Source organism: Okeania hirsuta (genome assembly GCF_003838195.1).
In the GTDB taxonomy this organism is placed as follows: Bacteria; Cyanobacteriota; Cyanobacteriia; order Cyanobacteriales; family Microcoleaceae; genus Okeania; species Okeania hirsuta.
The window spans coordinates 51,876-69,294 of the sequence record NZ_RCBY01000015.1; the positions used below are offsets into that span (position 1 = coordinate 51,876).

Annotated in this window: 13 protein-coding genes; 5 read left to right on the plus strand and 8 right to left on the minus strand. The window is 34.9% G+C overall.

Annotation, left to right across the window (positions count from 1 at the left end; all coding sequences use genetic code 11):
- The first annotated feature begins 354 nt into the window (after positions 1-354).
- Positions 355-1,524, plus strand: a complete 1,170-nt coding sequence (locus tag D5R40_RS04645) for an RNA-guided endonuclease InsQ/TnpB family protein (RefSeq protein ID WP_240038814.1) — start codon at positions 355-357, stop codon at positions 1,522-1,524.
- Positions 1,525-1,873: 349 nt separating this feature from the next.
- Here D5R40_RS04645 and dndD read toward each other — a convergent pair whose 3' ends face one another.
- From dndD to D5R40_RS04660, 4 genes are all read right to left on the minus strand, one after another.
- Complete coding sequence (gene dndD, locus D5R40_RS04650) at positions 1,874-3,856, minus strand: DNA sulfur modification protein DndD (RefSeq protein ID WP_124143738.1); 1,983 nt, start codon at positions 3,854-3,856, stop codon at positions 1,874-1,876.
- 891 nt (positions 3,857-4,747) lie between these two features.
- Positions 4,748-4,882 (minus strand): hypothetical protein, encoded by a 135-nt coding sequence (locus D5R40_RS40785; RefSeq protein WP_275670301.1) that lies wholly within the window; start codon positions 4,880-4,882, stop codon positions 4,748-4,750.
- A 47-nt stretch (positions 4,883-4,929) separates the two neighbouring features.
- On the minus strand, positions 4,930-6,486 hold the full coding sequence (dndC, locus tag D5R40_RS04655) for a DNA phosphorothioation system sulfurtransferase DndC (protein WP_124143739.1): 1,557 nt from the start codon (positions 6,484-6,486) through the stop codon (positions 4,930-4,932).
- A gap of 42 nt (positions 6,487-6,528) precedes the next feature.
- Positions 6,529-7,500 (minus strand): HNH endonuclease, encoded by a 972-nt coding sequence (locus D5R40_RS04660; RefSeq protein WP_124143740.1) that lies wholly within the window; start codon positions 7,498-7,500, stop codon positions 6,529-6,531.
- 761 nt (positions 7,501-8,261) lie between these two features.
- On the opposite strand from D5R40_RS04660, the gene D5R40_RS34585 reads away from it, so the two are divergent.
- The gene (locus D5R40_RS34585) at positions 8,262-8,405 is read left to right on the plus strand and encodes a hypothetical protein (protein WP_161564374.1); all 144 of its coding nucleotides are present in this window, start codon (positions 8,262-8,264) and stop codon (positions 8,403-8,405) included.
- A gap of 194 nt (positions 8,406-8,599) precedes the next feature.
- The gene (locus D5R40_RS04665) at positions 8,600-10,201 is read left to right on the plus strand and encodes a DGQHR domain-containing protein (RefSeq protein ID WP_124143741.1); all 1,602 of its coding nucleotides are present in this window, start codon (positions 8,600-8,602) and stop codon (positions 10,199-10,201) included.
- A 331-nt stretch (positions 10,202-10,532) separates the two neighbouring features.
- On the opposite strand, the gene D5R40_RS04670 is transcribed toward D5R40_RS04665, so the two are convergent.
- Complete coding sequence (locus tag D5R40_RS04670) at positions 10,533-10,793, minus strand: hypothetical protein (RefSeq protein WP_124143742.1); 261 nt, start codon at positions 10,791-10,793, stop codon at positions 10,533-10,535.
- Positions 10,794-11,252: 459 nt separating this feature from the next.
- Between D5R40_RS04670 and D5R40_RS04675 the strand changes: the two genes are divergently transcribed.
- The gene (locus D5R40_RS04675) at positions 11,253-12,143 is read left to right on the plus strand and encodes a GlcNAc-transferase family protein (protein WP_124143743.1); all 891 of its coding nucleotides are present in this window, start codon (positions 11,253-11,255) and stop codon (positions 12,141-12,143) included.
- A 163-nt stretch (positions 12,144-12,306) separates the two neighbouring features.
- Here D5R40_RS04675 and D5R40_RS04680 read toward each other — a convergent pair whose 3' ends face one another.
- Positions 12,307-12,846 (minus strand): Uma2 family endonuclease, encoded by a 540-nt coding sequence (locus tag D5R40_RS04680; protein WP_124143744.1) that lies wholly within the window; start codon positions 12,844-12,846, stop codon positions 12,307-12,309.
- A 419-nt stretch (positions 12,847-13,265) separates the two neighbouring features.
- Between D5R40_RS04680 and D5R40_RS40790 the strand changes: the two genes are divergently transcribed.
- Positions 13,266-13,391 carry a hypothetical protein gene (locus tag D5R40_RS40790; RefSeq protein ID WP_275670302.1) on the plus strand — a complete coding sequence of 42 codons (126 nt, stop codon included), beginning with the start codon at positions 13,266-13,268 and terminating at the stop codon, positions 13,389-13,391.
- A gap of 43 nt (positions 13,392-13,434) precedes the next feature.
- Here the strand turns inward: D5R40_RS40790 and D5R40_RS04685 are convergent, their stop codons facing one another.
- Positions 13,435-14,115: a hypothetical protein gene (locus tag D5R40_RS04685; protein WP_124143745.1), complete on the minus strand. Its 681-nt coding sequence runs from the start codon at positions 14,113-14,115 to the stop codon at positions 13,435-13,437.
- Between the two features lie 366 nt (positions 14,116-14,481).
- A complete protein-coding gene (locus D5R40_RS04690) occupies positions 14,482-16,392 on the minus strand; it encodes a thiamine pyrophosphate-binding protein (RefSeq protein WP_124143746.1) in 1,911 nt (636 codons plus the stop codon).
- Positions 16,393-17,419: the final 1,027 nt, after the last annotated feature.

Here is a 17,419-nt window from a genome sequence, read left to right on the forward strand (position 1 = left end):
TGCTGAAAAATAATCCAGAGTAGGAAAGTTTCTGTATTTTCAGGAGTTCAGTAGGGTGGGAAATACAAATTTTTCAGCCACCAATGAGAAAATAACTAGGGAAAACTTACGATGAAATACGAAAATTTTTTCTATAGTTTAGCTATCAGAGAATGTTTAAAGAGTTCGAGCCACTATAATTTTTAATTTAGCGGTGAGATGAATTTCAACCAGTAAATTAATTGCACAATTATGAAACAAGTTTTGTGTTAGGATTAAATGGTATTTAGAAATAAGTTGAATCACCAAATTGATTACTTTAACTTACCAGTACAAGCTGAACCAACTCAGCATCAATAGGCAGAAATTAATCACATTCTTGATGTCTGTAAAAGTGTATATAACTATGCTTTAAGAGGGCATAAAGATTGGTTAAGTTCAAGGAAGTCACCAATCAATATTTGTTCGATTATTTCTGAATATATTATCCCTGGTGATACCCCTTACCCTAATTACAATTATCAGGCAAAAAATCTAACAACAGCCAAGAAAACTAATCCTAAGTTAAAATCAGTTAATGCTCAAGTTTTACAACAAACTTTAAAACAATTAGACAGGGCATTTTCTGAAATGAAATCTCTGGGTAAAGGCTTTCCTAGATTTAAGAAAAGGATGAGAAGCTTTGTTTTTCCTGCCATGCTGAAAAATTATCTAGGTTGCGGTAGATTCAAGTTGCCTCAACTGGGGTGGATTAAAATTAGGCAAAGTAGACCATATCCAGAAGTTATGGTAGCTAAACAAGCTAGGATAGTAAAAAAAGCTACGGGTTATTATTTGATGGTTAGTTTTACTTCATCAAAGTCAGTGCCAGATAATTTAGTAGGGAAAACATCATTAGGTATAGATGCAGGGATAGAAAGTTTTGTCGCTACTTCTACAGGAAAATTAATCAAGGCCCCTAAGTTTTTATCAGGTCAACTACGCAAGCTTAAATTGGCGAGCGACCCCGCGCCGCCTCCAGGCGCAAGGGAACGCGCGAGCTTGCTGCAAAGAAGGTTAAAACATAAAAATAAAGGGTCGAGTAATTGGTCAAAACTCCAGAATAGAATAGCTAGATTGGATGAGAAAATCTCTAATACAAGACGTGATTGGCATTTCAACATAGCTCATCAACTTTGTGATTTAGCAGACAATATTTTTGTCGAATATGTTAACTTTAATTCCTGGTCTAAAGGCATTGTCAGGAAACAATCTTTAGATAGTGGTATAGGTCAGTTTATTAACGAAATCTTACCTTATGTTTGTTGGAAACGAGGTAAGTATTATGCCAAAGTTGATAAGAATTATACATCTCAAGAATATCCTTTATGTGGGCATAGACAGAAAAAGAAACTCTCTGATAGAAAGCATAATTGTAGCAACTGTAGTTATCAAATAAATCGTGATGTAGCTGCTGCAAAAATAATCAGAAATAGAGGATTAATAGCCGTGGGGCACACGGCAAAAGAAAAGCGCACCGCCTGCGCTGAGGTTCCCTCAGCGTAAAGACGGAGCAAGAAAGCTTGTGGAGATGGTCTGACGGGGGTACAACTCAACTTGTTTGATTTGTTATCTAGCTAAGAATCTGTGATACAAGAATCTTCTGTTATAATCTCCGATTTAACGGGCGAGTGTCAATATAAAACTCTGGTATTTGACTTTGACAGAGAAAAATTATGGTAATTAAATTAAGGTGTGATTAGAAAGAAAGTTTTTGGTTACAAAAAATAGCTTATTTTCAGATTAGTTTGATTTTTTTGAGCATCATATTTGAGTAAATATTCACATTGGTAGAGAAATTTTCTACCCCTCTGTGAGTAACTTCAGTTGAAGTGACAGAGGGAAAAAAATTTGCTTACCAAAAATATCCTCTTTCCAGATTAGTTTGATTTTTTTGAGCATCATATTTGAGTAAATATTCGTGAGCGATCGCCTCTAAGTTACGGAGATTTTCTACTTCTGATTTACAAATCTCAGTATCGGTAGATAAAAGAATAACTTGATGACTAGCAGAAGGGAAATAACGTTCTACTAAATTCTGACGGTGGGATGAATCTAATCTACCCAAAGGTGTATCAATAGCGACGGGTAAATGTCTACCAGAAACCTTTGCCAAACCCCACAAAAACGAAATTGCCAAAAGCTGTTTTTCTCCAGCAGAAATGCGATTTTTAGGAACAACTTGCCCTTGATTATCGTAGAGAGAAAGAGCAAAATTATTATTATCAATAGCCACGCGATGCACCAAGTCTGATTTATGCAAAAGATAGCGGAAACATTCAGTAACTTCCATCTCTAGTTTATTCAACTTTTTCAGGGTTAACTTCTCCTTAAATAGCTGCAAAGTTTTCTTCACTTTACCAGAAGATTCAATGATATTTTGAATATTGTGACGTTCGATAGTTTCATCAGTATAGCTAAATAATTCCTTCTTAGTTTTAGTAATAGCATCCTCCAATTTTTTACGCTCGCGTTTACTATTTTCACAAGCAATCTGTATCCTAGCTAACTCAGTTTGTGCCTCCTGTAAAGCAGCTTCCAAAATTTTATAAGCTTCCGGAGATGCTGCACTTACTAGCTGCTTTTCTAGAACATTAATTTCCACTTCTAAATCCTTGAGACTGGTTAAACTTTCCCGAGCATTTTTTCGACAATTTTCAATCTCATAGCGCAACAAATTTTCTAGTAAAGTTAGCGCCTCTTCATCTGCTAATAACCAAGGTTCATCAATTTGATTAATATCCTCTTCAATCATCAGATTTTCTCGATCGAGAAACCTTTGAATTTTACTAATTTTGCCAGCAGGAATAGACAACTCATTCAGATAATTAACTAAACGTTGGTCTCTTTCCTGAAAAGCATCTAAAGCTATTTCTGCCTCATGGCGTAAAATCTCTACATCACCTTGAGAACTTGCTTGTTCCAAAAGAGGAGAAATTAAAGCCAGAGGTAAAGCTCCCGCAGCAAGTTCAACCATTTCCTGACGAGCATTTTCCATCTCTAATTCGACATCTTGAAATTCTTGTTTTAACTGACTTCTTTCAGCAGCAATTTTTCCCCCTTCCGAGACAAATTTTCTCATAGCTTTTTCTTGCTTTTGTTGAGCTTTTTTTAATTGCTTTTCCAAATCTACCAATTTTTCTGTAGCAACTTCAAAATCTTTTTTTTGCTGATGGAGTTTTTGTTCAATTTCCTCTAAATTTGCTATTTCTTTAGTCTTGGCAAATTGCTTCTTTTTCCGAGTCACCAAAATATCCAAATCTGCCGCGAGACGTTCGGCTAATTCTAATCCTAATAATGACTGAATTGCATCTACTACTAAAGGTGGTGGTGTTTCTAGTTCAGCTAATTCTTTTACTTGTTCTCCATCAAATAGAAATAAGTTAGAAATTCCTAAAGGTAAGAGATTTTCTATATATTCATCCCAGGCATTTGCTAAGTAAGAATCAGGCCATTCGCCATCAAGAATTCCTAAACTATCTTTGCCATCTTTAGGATTTTTTTCCCAGGTACGAACTACGCGATATTCTACAAGTTGGTCGTCTTGAATATGTTCAAAAGCTAATTCAATGCGAGTTTTTTCTGTAGGGGGAGTATTACGATTTACGCATTGAGAAAGAAAGTCGCTATAAGTTAAGTTTCCTCTAGTTGAACATTGGGTGCGATGACCGTAAAGTGCGAGGCGAATGGCATCTAAAAGAGTAGTTTTTCCTCCTCCATTCATACCTCCAAATAAGATGATGGGGCGAGGGCGATCGGTAAGGGTAGGGCGGAGGTTTATTGTTTGTTTACCGGAGTAGGGTCCGAAATTTTGTAAGACGAGTTCTAGGAAAATCATTTTTTAGGGAATAGGGAATAGGGAATAGGGAATAGGGAATAGGGAGTAGGGAGTAGGGGGAAAGGTAGTGGGTTAACGAAGTCAGAAGTCAGAAGTCAGAAGTTAACCCACCCCTCGCCCCTCCCCCTCCCAGGAGGGGAAGTAGGGGATTTCAGCTCCGCTCCAAAAATCTTGCGCCTTAAAAGGCGGGGTTTTAGACCCATATTATTTTGATAATTAACTTGATTTTTTTATTCTTAGAATTTACCTTTTTTCGGTAGGAGATAAGTTTGACAAATCCAATTTTCTTGTCAACCAACGCCCGAATTTTTGCCTTTGACTTAGACTGAGAAAAACAGAGGTTTCCCGCAGATGAGTTTTCCAGAGAAATTTTCATAACTTTCTAGTCATTGTTGAATTTTCCCAGTAGAAGGTAAATCTGACAAATCCAATTTTCTTGTAATTTTTGCCTTTGACTTAGACTGAGAAAAACAGAGGTTTTCCACAAATGAGTTTTCCAAAGAAAATTTCATAACTTTCTAGTCATTGTTGAATTTTTCCCAGTAGGAGGTAAATCTGACAAAGAGAATTTTCTTGTTAACCAACGCCCGAATTTTTGCCTTTGACTTAGACTGAGAAAAACAGAGGTTTCCCGCAGATGAGTTTTCCAGAGAAATTTTCATAACTTTCTAGTCATTGTTGAATTTTCCCAGTAGAAGGTAAATCTGACAAATCCAATTTTTTTGTAATTTTTGCCTTTGACTTAGACTGGGAAAAAGAGAGGTTTTCCAGAGATGAGTTTGTCAGAAAAATTTTCATCAACAGATAATTTTTGCCTTTGATCTAAGACTGGGAAAATAGAGTTTTACTAGAGATGAGTTTGCCAGAAAAATTTTTATAAATTCCTAGTCACTATTGAATGTTTCCTGTAGGAAGTAAGTCTAACAAATAGAGTTTTACTGTCAACCAACGCCCGAATTTTTGTCTTTGACCTAGATTGGGAAAATAGAGTTTTACAAAAGATAAATTTTCTGGAGAAAGTTTCATATTTTTATTTCTCCCCTGCTCCCCTATTCTCCTGCTTTCCCACTCCCTTACTCGATATCTGCCGAATTTTGACGAGAAAATTTCATGTTTGCCCAACTTAATTGTTTAATTTTCTCTGAAACTTTTCCTTGCTCGACAGCTTCTTTAAGGTCTCTTTTATTATGAGCGTTTTGAATAGCTTCTTCCTTGGAACGAGAACTTGTTTCAAAACATTGTTCGAGACTTTCATAAATCTTATATCGGTGAGACTTAATATAATATTGCCGCTCTGTATCTAACAGTTTTGCCATAAGTTCAAGGTGCATCTCATCCCCATTACATATTTCTTCTAATACTGACCATTCATCACTACCTAAAAGACTTATTCCTGCACCAGGACGACAGTCTTTAAATTTCTCTCCTGTTACTTCTTTATATATACGAGGTAAACTATCATCAAACTCGTGTTTTTCCTCTAACCAAATGCGTCTAATTTCACTCAGTTCTTCCAGAGAAATCAGAGTAATATCTCGCATATTTTCTGGAGCAGTTTCACGAATTTGTGTTTGAGCTTCTAACAGTTTTCTCAGTAAAGTATCTCGCCATTCTTTTTTATATGGACCAGGAATTGGTTCTACAGAAACTTCACCATCTATATTCCGTTCAAATAGTTGAACTGTACCCCAAATTCGCCGAAAATCTCTTTTATCTCTGTCCGAAATATCTAGTTCCCGACGCAAATCTATCAGAGGTTGTAACCATTCTTTTTCCTCATCATTTTGAATCATTGCTGACATAGATTTATCACTATCTACTAAGGTGCAAACCCAGCACCCAAAACGAGAACTTCCACAACTAGGAGTTGAAGTATCAACTACTAACGGACATTCATTATCTTCCGTCGCACCTCGATACATTGCTAGTAAATCTTTATTACTATTTCCCCAAGGATTTTCCCACTGCATTAAATATAGCCAAACTTCATCAGTTCGCCAGTCCTCAATAGGGGAATAAATTAAAGAATTAAGTAAATTGGCATTAGGACTAAGGCGTTCCCGTACTCGTTTTTCTTCTAATCTTTTCATTGTTCTAGCGCGGTTAACACTTTCAGCTTTACGAGTACCTAAAACTAGGATAACTTCTCCATTAGTTCGTACAGCATTACGAATAAAAAGATTAGATGGTTCAATTTTTAAACGTCCCGTACACCATCTAAATTTTAGACGGGGTGCGGGATAACCTTTGCCAATTAAACCTACCCAATATGTATATTGAATATCTGGTTGTAGAAGGTGAGTTTCTATTGGCATTTTCTGTTCTTGGGCAACTCTCTCAATGTTTTTTAGAGATTGTTTTACCCAAGCAGAAACATAAGGATTTTCTACTCGTGTATCAGTAGTAATTACATAAATTTTTTTAGTTCTTTTTTCTACTGGCAAAGTAGCGATCGCATTCCATATAAGTTGCAAAACTGCGGTACTATCTTTTCCTCCAGAATATCCAACAATTAAGGGGATTTCATCAAGGCAATATAATTCTTGAATTTCTATAGTTAGCTTTTCTATATCTTTGATTAGTTCAGCAGTTGTTCGCTCTGGAAAAAGAGATTTTTGTATTCCTACCATTTTTCAATACTCCTAAAATTTTTTTTAATTTATTCTGCATTTTTATGAGATAAATATATTTTGGCGATGCCATTGTAAAGCTTCTATTCTGGGGAAAGATTCTTTTTCATTTGGCAACCAAAGCTGATTACTATTAAATTCCTTCATTGGTTTAGAATTGGGTGATTCTTCTAAGAAATTATTGGAAACGATGATTTTATAATCATCAGTTATGGTAAATAAACCTTTATCGAATGCCCAATGATGATTTTTACACAGTGATATGCCGTTATCTATTCTATTGTCATAAAATTTGGCAAATGGTTTGATCTGGGCTCCATCTACAATATTTTGGTTTATTGACATACTGAGTTTCATTCCACAAAAAGCACATTTATAGTTATAGGTATGTACAACTGCTTTACGAAAGATACTATCTCTAACTACAGATTTTTTGAAATATGATTTAGGTTGTTTTTGCTGTTGGTTTGATAAATTAATTGAACTTTCTTTCTCATTATTGTCTTTTGGGAATCTTTCATTAATTACGATAAGTTCTTTAATTTTTTTTTGATTAGCTGAAAACCAAGTTGCAATGAGTACGTCTATTAATTCTTTTCTAGAACTTTGCTCTTGTAGTAGTTCAAAAAGTTCTGGGTCTAAACTGGCATACTCAACGACCTGTTTTAACTGTTTAACAGAACTTGGCTGCTTTAAAGAATTAATTTTAGACTCAAGATGCCAGAATCTTTCACTCTTTAGAAAATAAAAAGGAAGGTGTAAACGATTTTTACCTTTATAAATACCAGATGATAAAATATCCCAATGTTTATTGAAGGTACTAATTAGTTCTTCAGATACAGAAATATGATTATTATTGATTACACAAGGTTTAATCAAATCAATCACAGATAAAATCAAGATTGGTTTATATTCGGCTTTAGGACTAAGCTTTTGACTTGTCTTAAGTTCGGTAAAATATTGACAGTAGTATGCTAATTTTTTTTCCCTTTTTAATTCTTGATTTTTGCTCATTTATAGCCCCAGGCAAAACATCTATATTTTCAGTATTTATTTGTCATAAACTCGCAGATTAACTAAATAAATATGCCAAATTAAATCTCAAATAACTACCAGAACTAAATTTACTATAACTATTCTCATTCCTCCTTTTTAAAATTACAAAGTTAACTTGATTAGTTTCTCAGCAATACCTGTCACTGTAATGTTGTACTTTGAAAAAATCAATAAATTTTTCACCACTCCTCTTTACATAGAGAAATAAATTATGGTAATCAAGAATGATTTATGAGAAATGATATTAAATTTTCTTATAAATCAAGTAATACAGCAATCAATCTCTCACATCTGACACCTGATTGCTATATTTATTATAGCGATGCTAAATTGGTTGTAAAAATTTTTATAACAGTTAATTTTCAAGCAAAACCTTTAATATTCTGATTCTTAACTATCACCAAAATATTACAACTTAAATTGGATTTATATGGGTGTATCTCATATTTGCAAAAATACTTTTTTCCTATATATTCCCTGTTCCCTGTTCCCTAAAGCAATAAATTTTTGGCTTTATTCAAAATTGAGAGACACCCATTTCTATAGATGTTATTTCTATTTTAAGTAAGAATGCAATCACGATATTAAATATTAAAATCTATTAATACCAATTCACTTTAAAAATGTCATAAATAGTTTTAAACTTTAAATTTGAAATAATTTCCTGAAATTACTGAGCGTGTCTTTCATATCGCCCATAGAAAAGTTTTTAGGAAAGAATGAAACCGAACAGCTTACTTCAATATCTAAAAAAAGTGCTTGAGAATTTAGGAACAAAATATGTCATTAATTTTGCTTATGCACTTACTGCTGAGTTTGAAGCAATTTTCAGTGTCAAAAATCTCAAAGTATCCTTATTTTAAGAGTAAAAAAAGACATTAATATTCACCCCTTGTGTTTCATTGGTTAATATTGACATAATAAATTGTATATGATATAAAAATAACTTACAATTAACAATCATATCAATCAAATAGTTTTTAAAAACATTTGTTAACAAAAATTTATATATACATATTTTTTTAAAAATCGTTAAAAATATTTCCCAAAATCAGCGATGAAAAAAACCAATAAACCCACCTCAGAAATAGCAAAAGAAATTTTAGAAAACGATAATCGAGAAAGAGAAGCGATCGCTATCCTTTTAGACAAACATATAGGCAAAGATGACAGACTTTTAGTACAAAAAACCATGATGGGAAAAACGGAAGCTTACATCGGTTCTGTCACTCTAGAATGGTTAGATAGTCGTGTACGTTTTGCCTCTCAACTACCATTATTTCGACAAAAATTTGATGTAGAAACAGACAATATAATTCGGGATGCAGAAACAATAGATGAAATTCAACAACGTCCCCTAGATTGGTCTCGTCAAGCTCCATTAACTCTATATTTAGCAACAAGAAAAGCTCATAAATTTCCAGCAGTATTAGTAGTAATTAGCCCTAGTTGGGTAGATAATCCTAAAGCAGAAGAATGGAATAAAAATGGAAAAGCAAATAAATCTGCTACTGATTTTTTACCCCTAGATTCAGAGGGAAAAGTAGGATTATTAGACCTACGTTTAGAAGTAGCAGTATTTGCCTTAGATGGTCAACATCGACTGATGGGAATTCAAGGTTTAATGGAATTAACAAAAACAGGTAGGTTGCCTAGATATAACAAACAAAAAAAACCAGTAGGTGCAGCTATTAATATTGATGATTTAGCAGAAACCCATAATATTGAATTACCAGAACTACAAAAATTAGCTTACGAACAAATAGGTATAGAATTTATTCCGGCAGTAGTAAAAGGAGAAAGTAGAGCACAAGCACGACGGAGAGTTAGGTCAGTTTTTGCTCATGTAAATTTGACTGCTGTGAAATTAAGTAAAGGGCAGTTGGCATTATTAAATGAGGATGATGGGTTTGCCATTGTGGCTAGAAAAGTAGCAATTTATCATCCTTTATTAAAGGAGAAAGATAATAGAAATCCACGAGTGAATTGGGATAGTGCTACTGTAGCAACTAAGTCTACTGTTTTAACAACTCTTCAGGCAATTCAAGAAATGTCTGAAAGATATTTAAAACCTCGTTATCCTCATTGGAAACCTTCAGATAAAGGTTTAATTCCAATGCGTCCCGAAGAAGAGGAATTAGAAGAGGGACTAGAGGAATTTATGTTGTTTTGGAATTATTTATCTAATTTACCTAGTTATTCAAGATTAGAAAATGGTGCCGAAACTCCAGAATTGAGAAGATTTAGTTTTGAAATAAAACCAGGAGAAGGTCATGTTTTATTCCGACCTGTTGGGCAAATTGCTTTTTCTGAAGCTCTAGGAATTTTAATATATAAAAAAGGCTTTTTTTTGGAGGAGGTTTTTCAGAAATTAAATAAGTATGATGTGGATGGTGGTTTGAGTGGAATAGAATCTCCTGACTCAATTTGGTATGGGGTTTTATATGATTTTAATCGCAAACGAATGTCAGTAGCTGGGAGAGACTTAGCGATGAGATTGTTTATCTATATATTAGGTGGAGTTTCTGACAAAATGGAACGAGCAGAAATTCGTCGAGAGTTGGCAGAAGCAAGGAGAGTTGGGGATAATCAAGCTGTAGATTTTCAAGGTAAGTTTGTGGAATTAAAAAAGGTAGGGTTGCCGAAAATTTTGTCTTAAAGTGTTAGAAAAAAGTTAAGTTAAACAATTAATAATTAATTATTAACAATTACCTCTTCTTTTCAAGGGTAGGATTGACTCAAAAGAAAATTTTTTCTTGTTTCTCCTTTAAAGGAGAGGCTTTAAACCTTAATTATTCGGTAAGGAAGAGTTGATTGATGTTTTGAATTTTTTCAAATTATTGAGACTAGCTTTAGTGCAATAAACTGCAAAAATTTATCTGCAATGAAAGCTATTTTAGAAGTTTGTAGAGTCAAAAAAAATAAGTCTGCGCTTACAATAATTTCATCGCAATTTTTATTCAGTAATACTACACTACAGAATATTATTTTTAACTATTACTCAATAAATATTTTTCTAAATACTGCCAATGTTGATGCCCGTATTCTTCTCGTAGTAAATCTTTCATATCAGCATTAATAACTAATTCTCCATCTTGATTATCTTGGAATAGTAGTCCATGGTCAAGTACCTCTTGTAGATCGGTGAGAGTATCTATTAAATTGGCGATCGAATAATGTTCTTCTACCCATTCAACAGGACTAGGTATTTCAGAATTAATATTTATTGGATTATTAGTATTAACTTCCATAATTTAATATCAGTAAAAATCCTGAATTTTAATCAATTGTTCAATCTTAATATATCATCTGATTATTCATGCCGTAATTTCAGTGAGGCTAGTCAAAGTGTTATTGTGAAAAATTTTTATGTCTTTTGCGATCTAGATCAATGGTATAGTGTTACCTCTTGTGGATCTACGGATGTTGAAGAAAATAATTGGAGCTATATATAGAGATAGGTGGCTTTTAGTATGGAAGAAGCTCTTTCTAGGCGTAATTTTCAAATTTCCTTTTTGTTGTGGCATTCTTTTTTATCGTTGATACAATATCAAATTGGATTTAGCTTGTAATTTTTATAAAAAAGTAAAAAAAGTCAAAGTTTTTGCTTAAAGTAGGATTTGAGTATTTAAATAACTGGATTCTGATTTGTTCTATCTAAAGTAGTAATAGTTTAAACAACATAATTAAGATGGCTATAAACAAATTTTATGGATAGTATTTTTATTCAAATAGTTGCCTATCGCGATTTAGAATTAGTCCCAACAGTAGAAGAAGCGATCGCCCATGCCACTCATCCTGAACGCCTCACTTTTGGCATTTGTTGGCAGTATGGTACGGATGAGGAAAAGGACTATATCAGCAAACTTAAAGGTATTAAAGATTGTCGTATTATTGCAGTGCCTGCTTCTGAAGCTCGTGGCGTAGGTTGGGCGAGGTCTTTGGTACAAAAGTTGTGGCAAAAGGAACGTTATACTCTACAAATTGATGCCCACATGAGATTTTTACCTGGCTGGGACATAGAATTGATTAAAATGCTGGAAATGTGTCCCAGTGAAAAACCTCTTTTGAGTACCTATCCTCCTGCTTACAGACCTCCCAGGGAATTGGTTGGGGATACGCCAAGTCGGTTAGAGGCAAAGGAGTTTGGAGATCCTGGTATTTTAAGTTTGAGAGCAATAGGCGATTTGAGTAAATGTAGTATTCCACAACTAGGAGCTTTTGTTGCTGCTGGGTTTATTTTTGCAGATGGGTTAATTATTGAGGAAGTACCCTACGACCCAGATATTTATTTTACTGGAGAAGAGGTGTTATTTGCTGCGAAAGCTTGGACGAGGGGATGGGATATTTATCATCCAAATCTTAGTGTTTGTTGGCATTTTTATAATACTGGTAAAAAACGGGTTGTACATTGGGAAGATCATCAAGATTGGTGGGTACAAAATAAGATATCTGAATCTCGTTTTCGTCAGGTTTTGGGAATGGAAACTGCTACGGAAGATTTTGGGATTTATGGTTTAGGAAATGTCAGAAGTTTGGCAGAGTATGAAGCATTAGCAGGTGTGAGTTTTCAGGAACGTTGGTTTATTCGTTTTATTTAGGAAGGAAGAAGGAAGAAGGGAGAAGTTAGAAGTCAGAAGTTAGAAGTTAGAAGGAAGTTAGTCAAGTACAAAGGTGAAAATTTTTCGCTTTGTTGGAAATATGATTTTCTCCTGACTCCTACCCTGACCAAAAGACTTTTTCACAGCAAACCCTAATTAATTCTCAAGCTAATAAATCATCTACTGCCACACTAAAACCTATTAAAATTTTTTGAGTAGTAACAACCTGACCAGAAGTAAACATTAAACCTTGATTTTCAGTAACTATTATTATCCATTTACTCTCAGGAAAAACTAACCAAACTTCTTCGCCACCAGATTCTAAATATTCCTGAGCTTTTAAAAAGACATTTTCAGCTAAATCTGTAGGAGAAATAATTTCTGCACTTAAAGGAAAACTCTGAGGCAAAGTAGGATAATTTCCATATTCTGAAACTAACTCAGGAGTCAGATAAGCAACATCAGGCGATCGCCCTTGTTTGTTAGTACGACAAGGTACATCTGTATAAACTTCTCCACCTTGTTTACTGGCATTTTTATAGTTATCCCAATAACGACCGAGCTTCAATTGAATTTTTCCATGTCTTAATGTCATGCCGTTTTTTTCTATTAATTTGCCGTCTACCCATTCCATTTTTTCAGGAGGGTTTTTTGTGAAGTCTTCTAAGGAGATATTCTGATTTATAAGAGTAGAATTTATCATAGTTTAAGAAGGAAGAAGTAAGAATAAGGAAGAAGTAAAGTAAGGATATCGCTGAGAAACTCTGTGAATTTTTTTTAGGGAATGAAAAAGTAAGAAGCAAGAATATGAGATTGTATTGATAGTAGAGTTGAGCATTAATACCCAAATCAAATTATCAAATTATTGTGCTATTTTTCGTCTGTTTAAGGTTTAATGGAATTGGTCGTTATCGTAGTTTTACTTATCCTCAAATCAAACAAGTAGTGAGACTTTTTATAGGAGTCAGGAGTAATATCATGTGCTGTGTATAACGGCTTCTTAAATTGTTCCAGATGGACAAAAACTCTCCACTAGAAATACCATTTAAGATTGGTTCTTCTTTAACAAGGCGTACAACAGCCTTATATCATCTCCGGTTGAACAGTTATAAATAAATAACGATGGAGGAGTCAGGAGTCAGGAGTCAGGAGGGAAGAAAGAAGAAGGAAGAAGAAGAACTGGAGTTGAAAGAGAAAGTTTTTATCACTAATTATCCGGACATGATATTACTCACTGCACCCGAATAATCGACAAGGGTTTGATCAATATCAAAGAAAATAAACTTAATACTCATTTAACGAGAGAATTTGCTAATTCACTATAGTAATCTCTGTGGTGAATAGAATCCACTGTAATTGTTTTAATCTCGATAAATTTACTAATGCGGTTATAAAATTCAAATAGTTTATTTTGCCAATTTAAGTAGTAGATACTTACTTGCTCATCATTTCCTACTTTTTCCAGATACCGAGACCAGGCGGCGTTTCTATAAAGTTTAGTAGTAGCTACAGCTTGGTTAATCAGAGAATCTGGCAATTTCAGAATTACTACCGAGAATCCTAGTTCTTCTAAAAGTTTATAAATATTCCTAATTTTGAATTCATCCTCAGAGGTTGAATCCCATAACTCCAAGGTTTTTAGGTTGGCATAATGACTACCTAGAAACCTTTCTAGGATAGAGTCAATCATAGCATTGCCTTGATTCTGATGAAATTTACTACCAGATTTCCAAGAGGCAATGCTTTCCAACTTCTCAACAATGTGAGAGGCCAAATCAATAGTAGCTTGTGCTGTTAAGATTCCCTTGGCTTTTTCATCTTCTAGGACCCGTTCGGTGTAATGTTCACTAATATAAACCTTTGTTCTAGAAGAATGTTTCGTCGCTAATACCTTTTGCAACTCTGTAATTAATGTGGTTTTACCAGATGCTACAACTCCCTCAAGAATCCAGCCATTAATCTGCTTTACCATAATATTATATCATGTTCCCCCTCCGGGGGAGCTACGCTAACGGTTGAATACTTATAAATAACTTAGCGAGAAGTCAGGAGTCAGAATTCAGGAGGGAAGAAAGGAGAAAAATCAAGATAATTTCAGTATTTCAAGATAATTTCAGTATTTATTCGGTACTGTCAGTTCTGAAATTTTATTTATAACTGATTATCCGAACATGATATTACTCCATTAGACTTGTTGGGAATTAAGCCGAAAAATTGCTAAAACCCTTATTAGTCAAGGTTTATAGTGTTTTTCAAGCCTCAAATCCTGAAAATATTATATAGTAAACTTTTCAGGCTTTTGAATTTTTATTTCCCAACAACTCTATTTAAAAGAAAATTAACTAGCTAATTCTTTAACCTTACTCATAATACCTTCAGGATCGATCCCTTGATGAGGGAACTGTTCCCATAGACCACCACAACCTTCTTGGTGAGTAGCTAGATAACCAAACTTAGGAGTCAGACTACGTTCCAATAACCAAGAACCGAAACGACTACCCAAACCTGTACGACGGTTGAATGCTTCAACAACCAATACAAAAGGAGCAGCACCAACTTTCTGCAACATATCTTCGTCAATGACGTTGAGAGTAGGTTTGTTAATCAAACCAACATCTATTCCTTGCTGTTTCAGACGTTCCACTGCATCAAGAGAGCGATATAACGCATCACCAAAACTGACAATATAACCTGCTGTACCTTCCCGGATAACTTCATCTTTCCCAGGAGTAAACTTATAACCTTCACCAAAGAATTCTTTACCATTGCTGTCTAACAGAATTGGTACTTTGGAACGAGTGGAGAAGATAAACCGCATTCCGGTTTGAGTAAATACTGCTTCCACACAAGCTTTCATTTGGTTCGCATCAGCAGGGAAATATAAGCGAGTTTCATAACCATCATCAAGACCGTTATCGGCAAACATATTGTTGATGCCAAAGTGACAAGTATTGTCTGCCATGTCATCTATACCAGCGTGGGAGAAGTGACACAAAACGTTGGAGTTGTTCAACCGCGCCATTGTAATTTCAGAAATACACATTTCTAAGAAAGCACTGAATGTGGCAAAAATACCTTGTTTCCCTGCTTCCATACCAAACCCTGCAGCAGCAGAAAAATTACCACGCTCCATGATGCCACCACTAATAAACCGCTCTGGAAAAGCATCATGAATTTGTTTGAACCCACAAGAACCTTCTAAGTCACTGTCAACAAATAAATGATTTTTGCGTTCCTCTTCACTCATACCTTTGAGGACAGATACCACACTCTCACCAAAGACATTCCGGTTAGAACCAACTTTATCACTTACACCCATGAAAGTGTAGCTTTGCTTTGGTTTTTCAATACCCTTGAGATAGTTAACTGCTTCAGTTCTACCTTTTGCTTCTAAATATTCGATCGCTAACTTTAGAGGAATCACATCATGTCCGTGGGTAGAACCTTCTAGACCTTCGATACCCACACTCATTTTCCGCTTATTAATCACAGCGATCGGACCTTCAGTTATAGCTGCTTGACATATTCGTTGATACAGACCATCTAAATCTTCCCCATCTCCTTCAAGTACGGTTAAGCCATGACCTGTTAAAGTTTTGTTGAGGTTGTAACCTTTTAAATAGTCGGAGGGATGACCCGCAATAGTAACATCATTATCATCAATTATCAATTTAACATTGAGATTTTGTGCTACTGCCATTCTAGCTGCTTCAGCATCGTTACCCTCTTGCTGGGAACCGTCGGAACCTAAGCAAAAGACTAATTTATCAGGATTTGCCATTGCCACACCGTTGATATAAGGCCACATATGACCTAATCTACCGGAACTGAACTTTACCCCTGGAGTAAATCCTAATTCTGGGTGTCCTGGTAAATGAGAATTAGCTGCCCGATAATTTACCAGACGTTCCACAGGAAGTTCTCCTGCTATAGCTGCCATTAAGTATTGAGTAGCCACACGGTGTCCAGCTTCATCAAAGAAGATAGGTACAAATTTTTCGGCTGCACCTCGGAAAAAGGCATCTAAAATCATAACTTCGGGTACTGTGTCATAAGGGCCACCTGTATGACCTCCTACTCCTCTAGCAGCACCAGTAGCGGTGAAGAAAATTATAGTATCACGGCAAAGTTGAATATTTGCTTTGAGTGTTTCCCGTTGTTCGTCTGTGAGAGTTGGGTTAGTGGGGTCGAGAGAAAGTGGTTTATAGCTTCCTATGTCAATTGGAAATGGTGCTGTAGTAATTGTCATGGTTAATAAGAGTGATAATATTTATCTATCGTTTTATGTATCTGTGTCCATGATTTATTTCATACCTATGATCAGGGATAAAATGTTTATGGGCAAAGAATTAAAGAAAGCCTACCATAGTTGGTGAGTTTTTTAATAATTATTTTATTTTTTTACTAAGGGTGCTTAAGACTTTAAAATCTACTGTATAGAACCCCTAAGTGGTATCTTCATAAATACTAAGTTTTTTAGCTAGGAGACAGGAGACAGGAGACAGGAGACAGGAGGTAATACCATTTCTCAAAAGTTTTGCTATATCTCCTAGGAAGTAGGGAGTAAGGAGTGGGGAGTAGCTAGTAGGGTTCAAAGGCATAAGATATAGCGCTGTGCGCAGGGAACAGGCAACAGGGAACAGGGAACAGGGGGAATAAATTGCCGATCATATAAGACTTCTAGCTCTTTTGCCCCTACTACAATTTGTAAATATACCAGCGCTCATTGCTATATTTTGTATTAATGCCGATAATCCTCTACATTCATTACTGAATCATTATTATTACTTAATAACTGAAATTGCATCGCAAGTATAGTATTATTTTTGGGAATTGGTATAACACAGAAGAGAGAAAAGGGAATATGTGGGGAGAAATAATACAAAAAATTCAACACACCAACAATAACACAGAAGAGAGAAAAGGGAATATGTGGGGAGAAATAATACAAAAAATTCAACACACCAACAGAAGATTTTTCCTCAAAATTGATGCGCAAAAATACTTGAATACCATAATTATATAGCAATCAAATGGGTTCTATAAAAAATTGAGTTTGTAGGTTGGGTTGACAAAGGAAACCTAAAAAACGCATCTTTATTGTTGGGTTGTGAATCACACTTTTTCCTTTTCTTTGGAATGCTACGCAAACGAATTGAATCTTTTTTTTCTGAGTGTTGCGCTATAGTCGTCTCACTAAATATTTGGACTTTGGACAAAAAGCAAAATAGTTAGTGTAATAATTACGCTAATCATATCTGGCAATGTTCCTCTGT

Excerpts from the sequence above, each read along its gene's own strand:
- dndD (WP_124143738.1), bottom strand. The coding sequence starts at position 3,856 with ATGATTTTCCTAGAACTCGTCTTACAAAATTTCGGACCCTACTCCGGT.
- D5R40_RS40785 (WP_275670301.1), bottom strand. The coding sequence starts at position 4,882 with ATGAAACTTTCTCCAGAAAATTTATCTTTTGTAAAACTCTATTTTCCC.
- dndC (WP_124143739.1), bottom strand. The coding sequence starts at position 6,486 with ATGGTAGGAATACAAAAATCTCTTTTTCCAGAGCGAACAACTGCTGAA.
- D5R40_RS04660 (WP_124143740.1), bottom strand. The coding sequence starts at position 7,500 with ATGAGCAAAAATCAAGAATTAAAAAGGGAAAAAAAATTAGCATACTAC.
- D5R40_RS34585 (WP_161564374.1), top strand. The coding sequence starts at position 8,262 with ATGAAACCGAACAGCTTACTTCAATATCTAAAAAAAGTGCTTGAGAAT.
- D5R40_RS04665 (WP_124143741.1), top strand. The coding sequence starts at position 8,600 with ATGAAAAAAACCAATAAACCCACCTCAGAAATAGCAAAAGAAATTTTA.
- D5R40_RS04670 (WP_124143742.1), bottom strand. The coding sequence starts at position 10,793 with ATGGAAGTTAATACTAATAATCCAATAAATATTAATTCTGAAATACCT.
- D5R40_RS04675 (WP_124143743.1), top strand. The coding sequence starts at position 11,253 with ATGGATAGTATTTTTATTCAAATAGTTGCCTATCGCGATTTAGAATTA.
- D5R40_RS04680 (WP_124143744.1), bottom strand. The coding sequence starts at position 12,846 with ATGATAAATTCTACTCTTATAAATCAGAATATCTCCTTAGAAGACTTC.
- D5R40_RS40790 (WP_275670302.1), top strand. The coding sequence starts at position 13,266 with ATGGAGGAGTCAGGAGTCAGGAGTCAGGAGGGAAGAAAGAAGAAGGAA.
- D5R40_RS04685 (WP_124143745.1), bottom strand. The coding sequence starts at position 14,115 with ATGGTAAAGCAGATTAATGGCTGGATTCTTGAGGGAGTTGTAGCATCT.
- D5R40_RS04690 (WP_124143746.1), bottom strand. The coding sequence starts at position 16,392 with ATGACAATTACTACAGCACCATTTCCAATTGACATAGGAAGCTATAAA.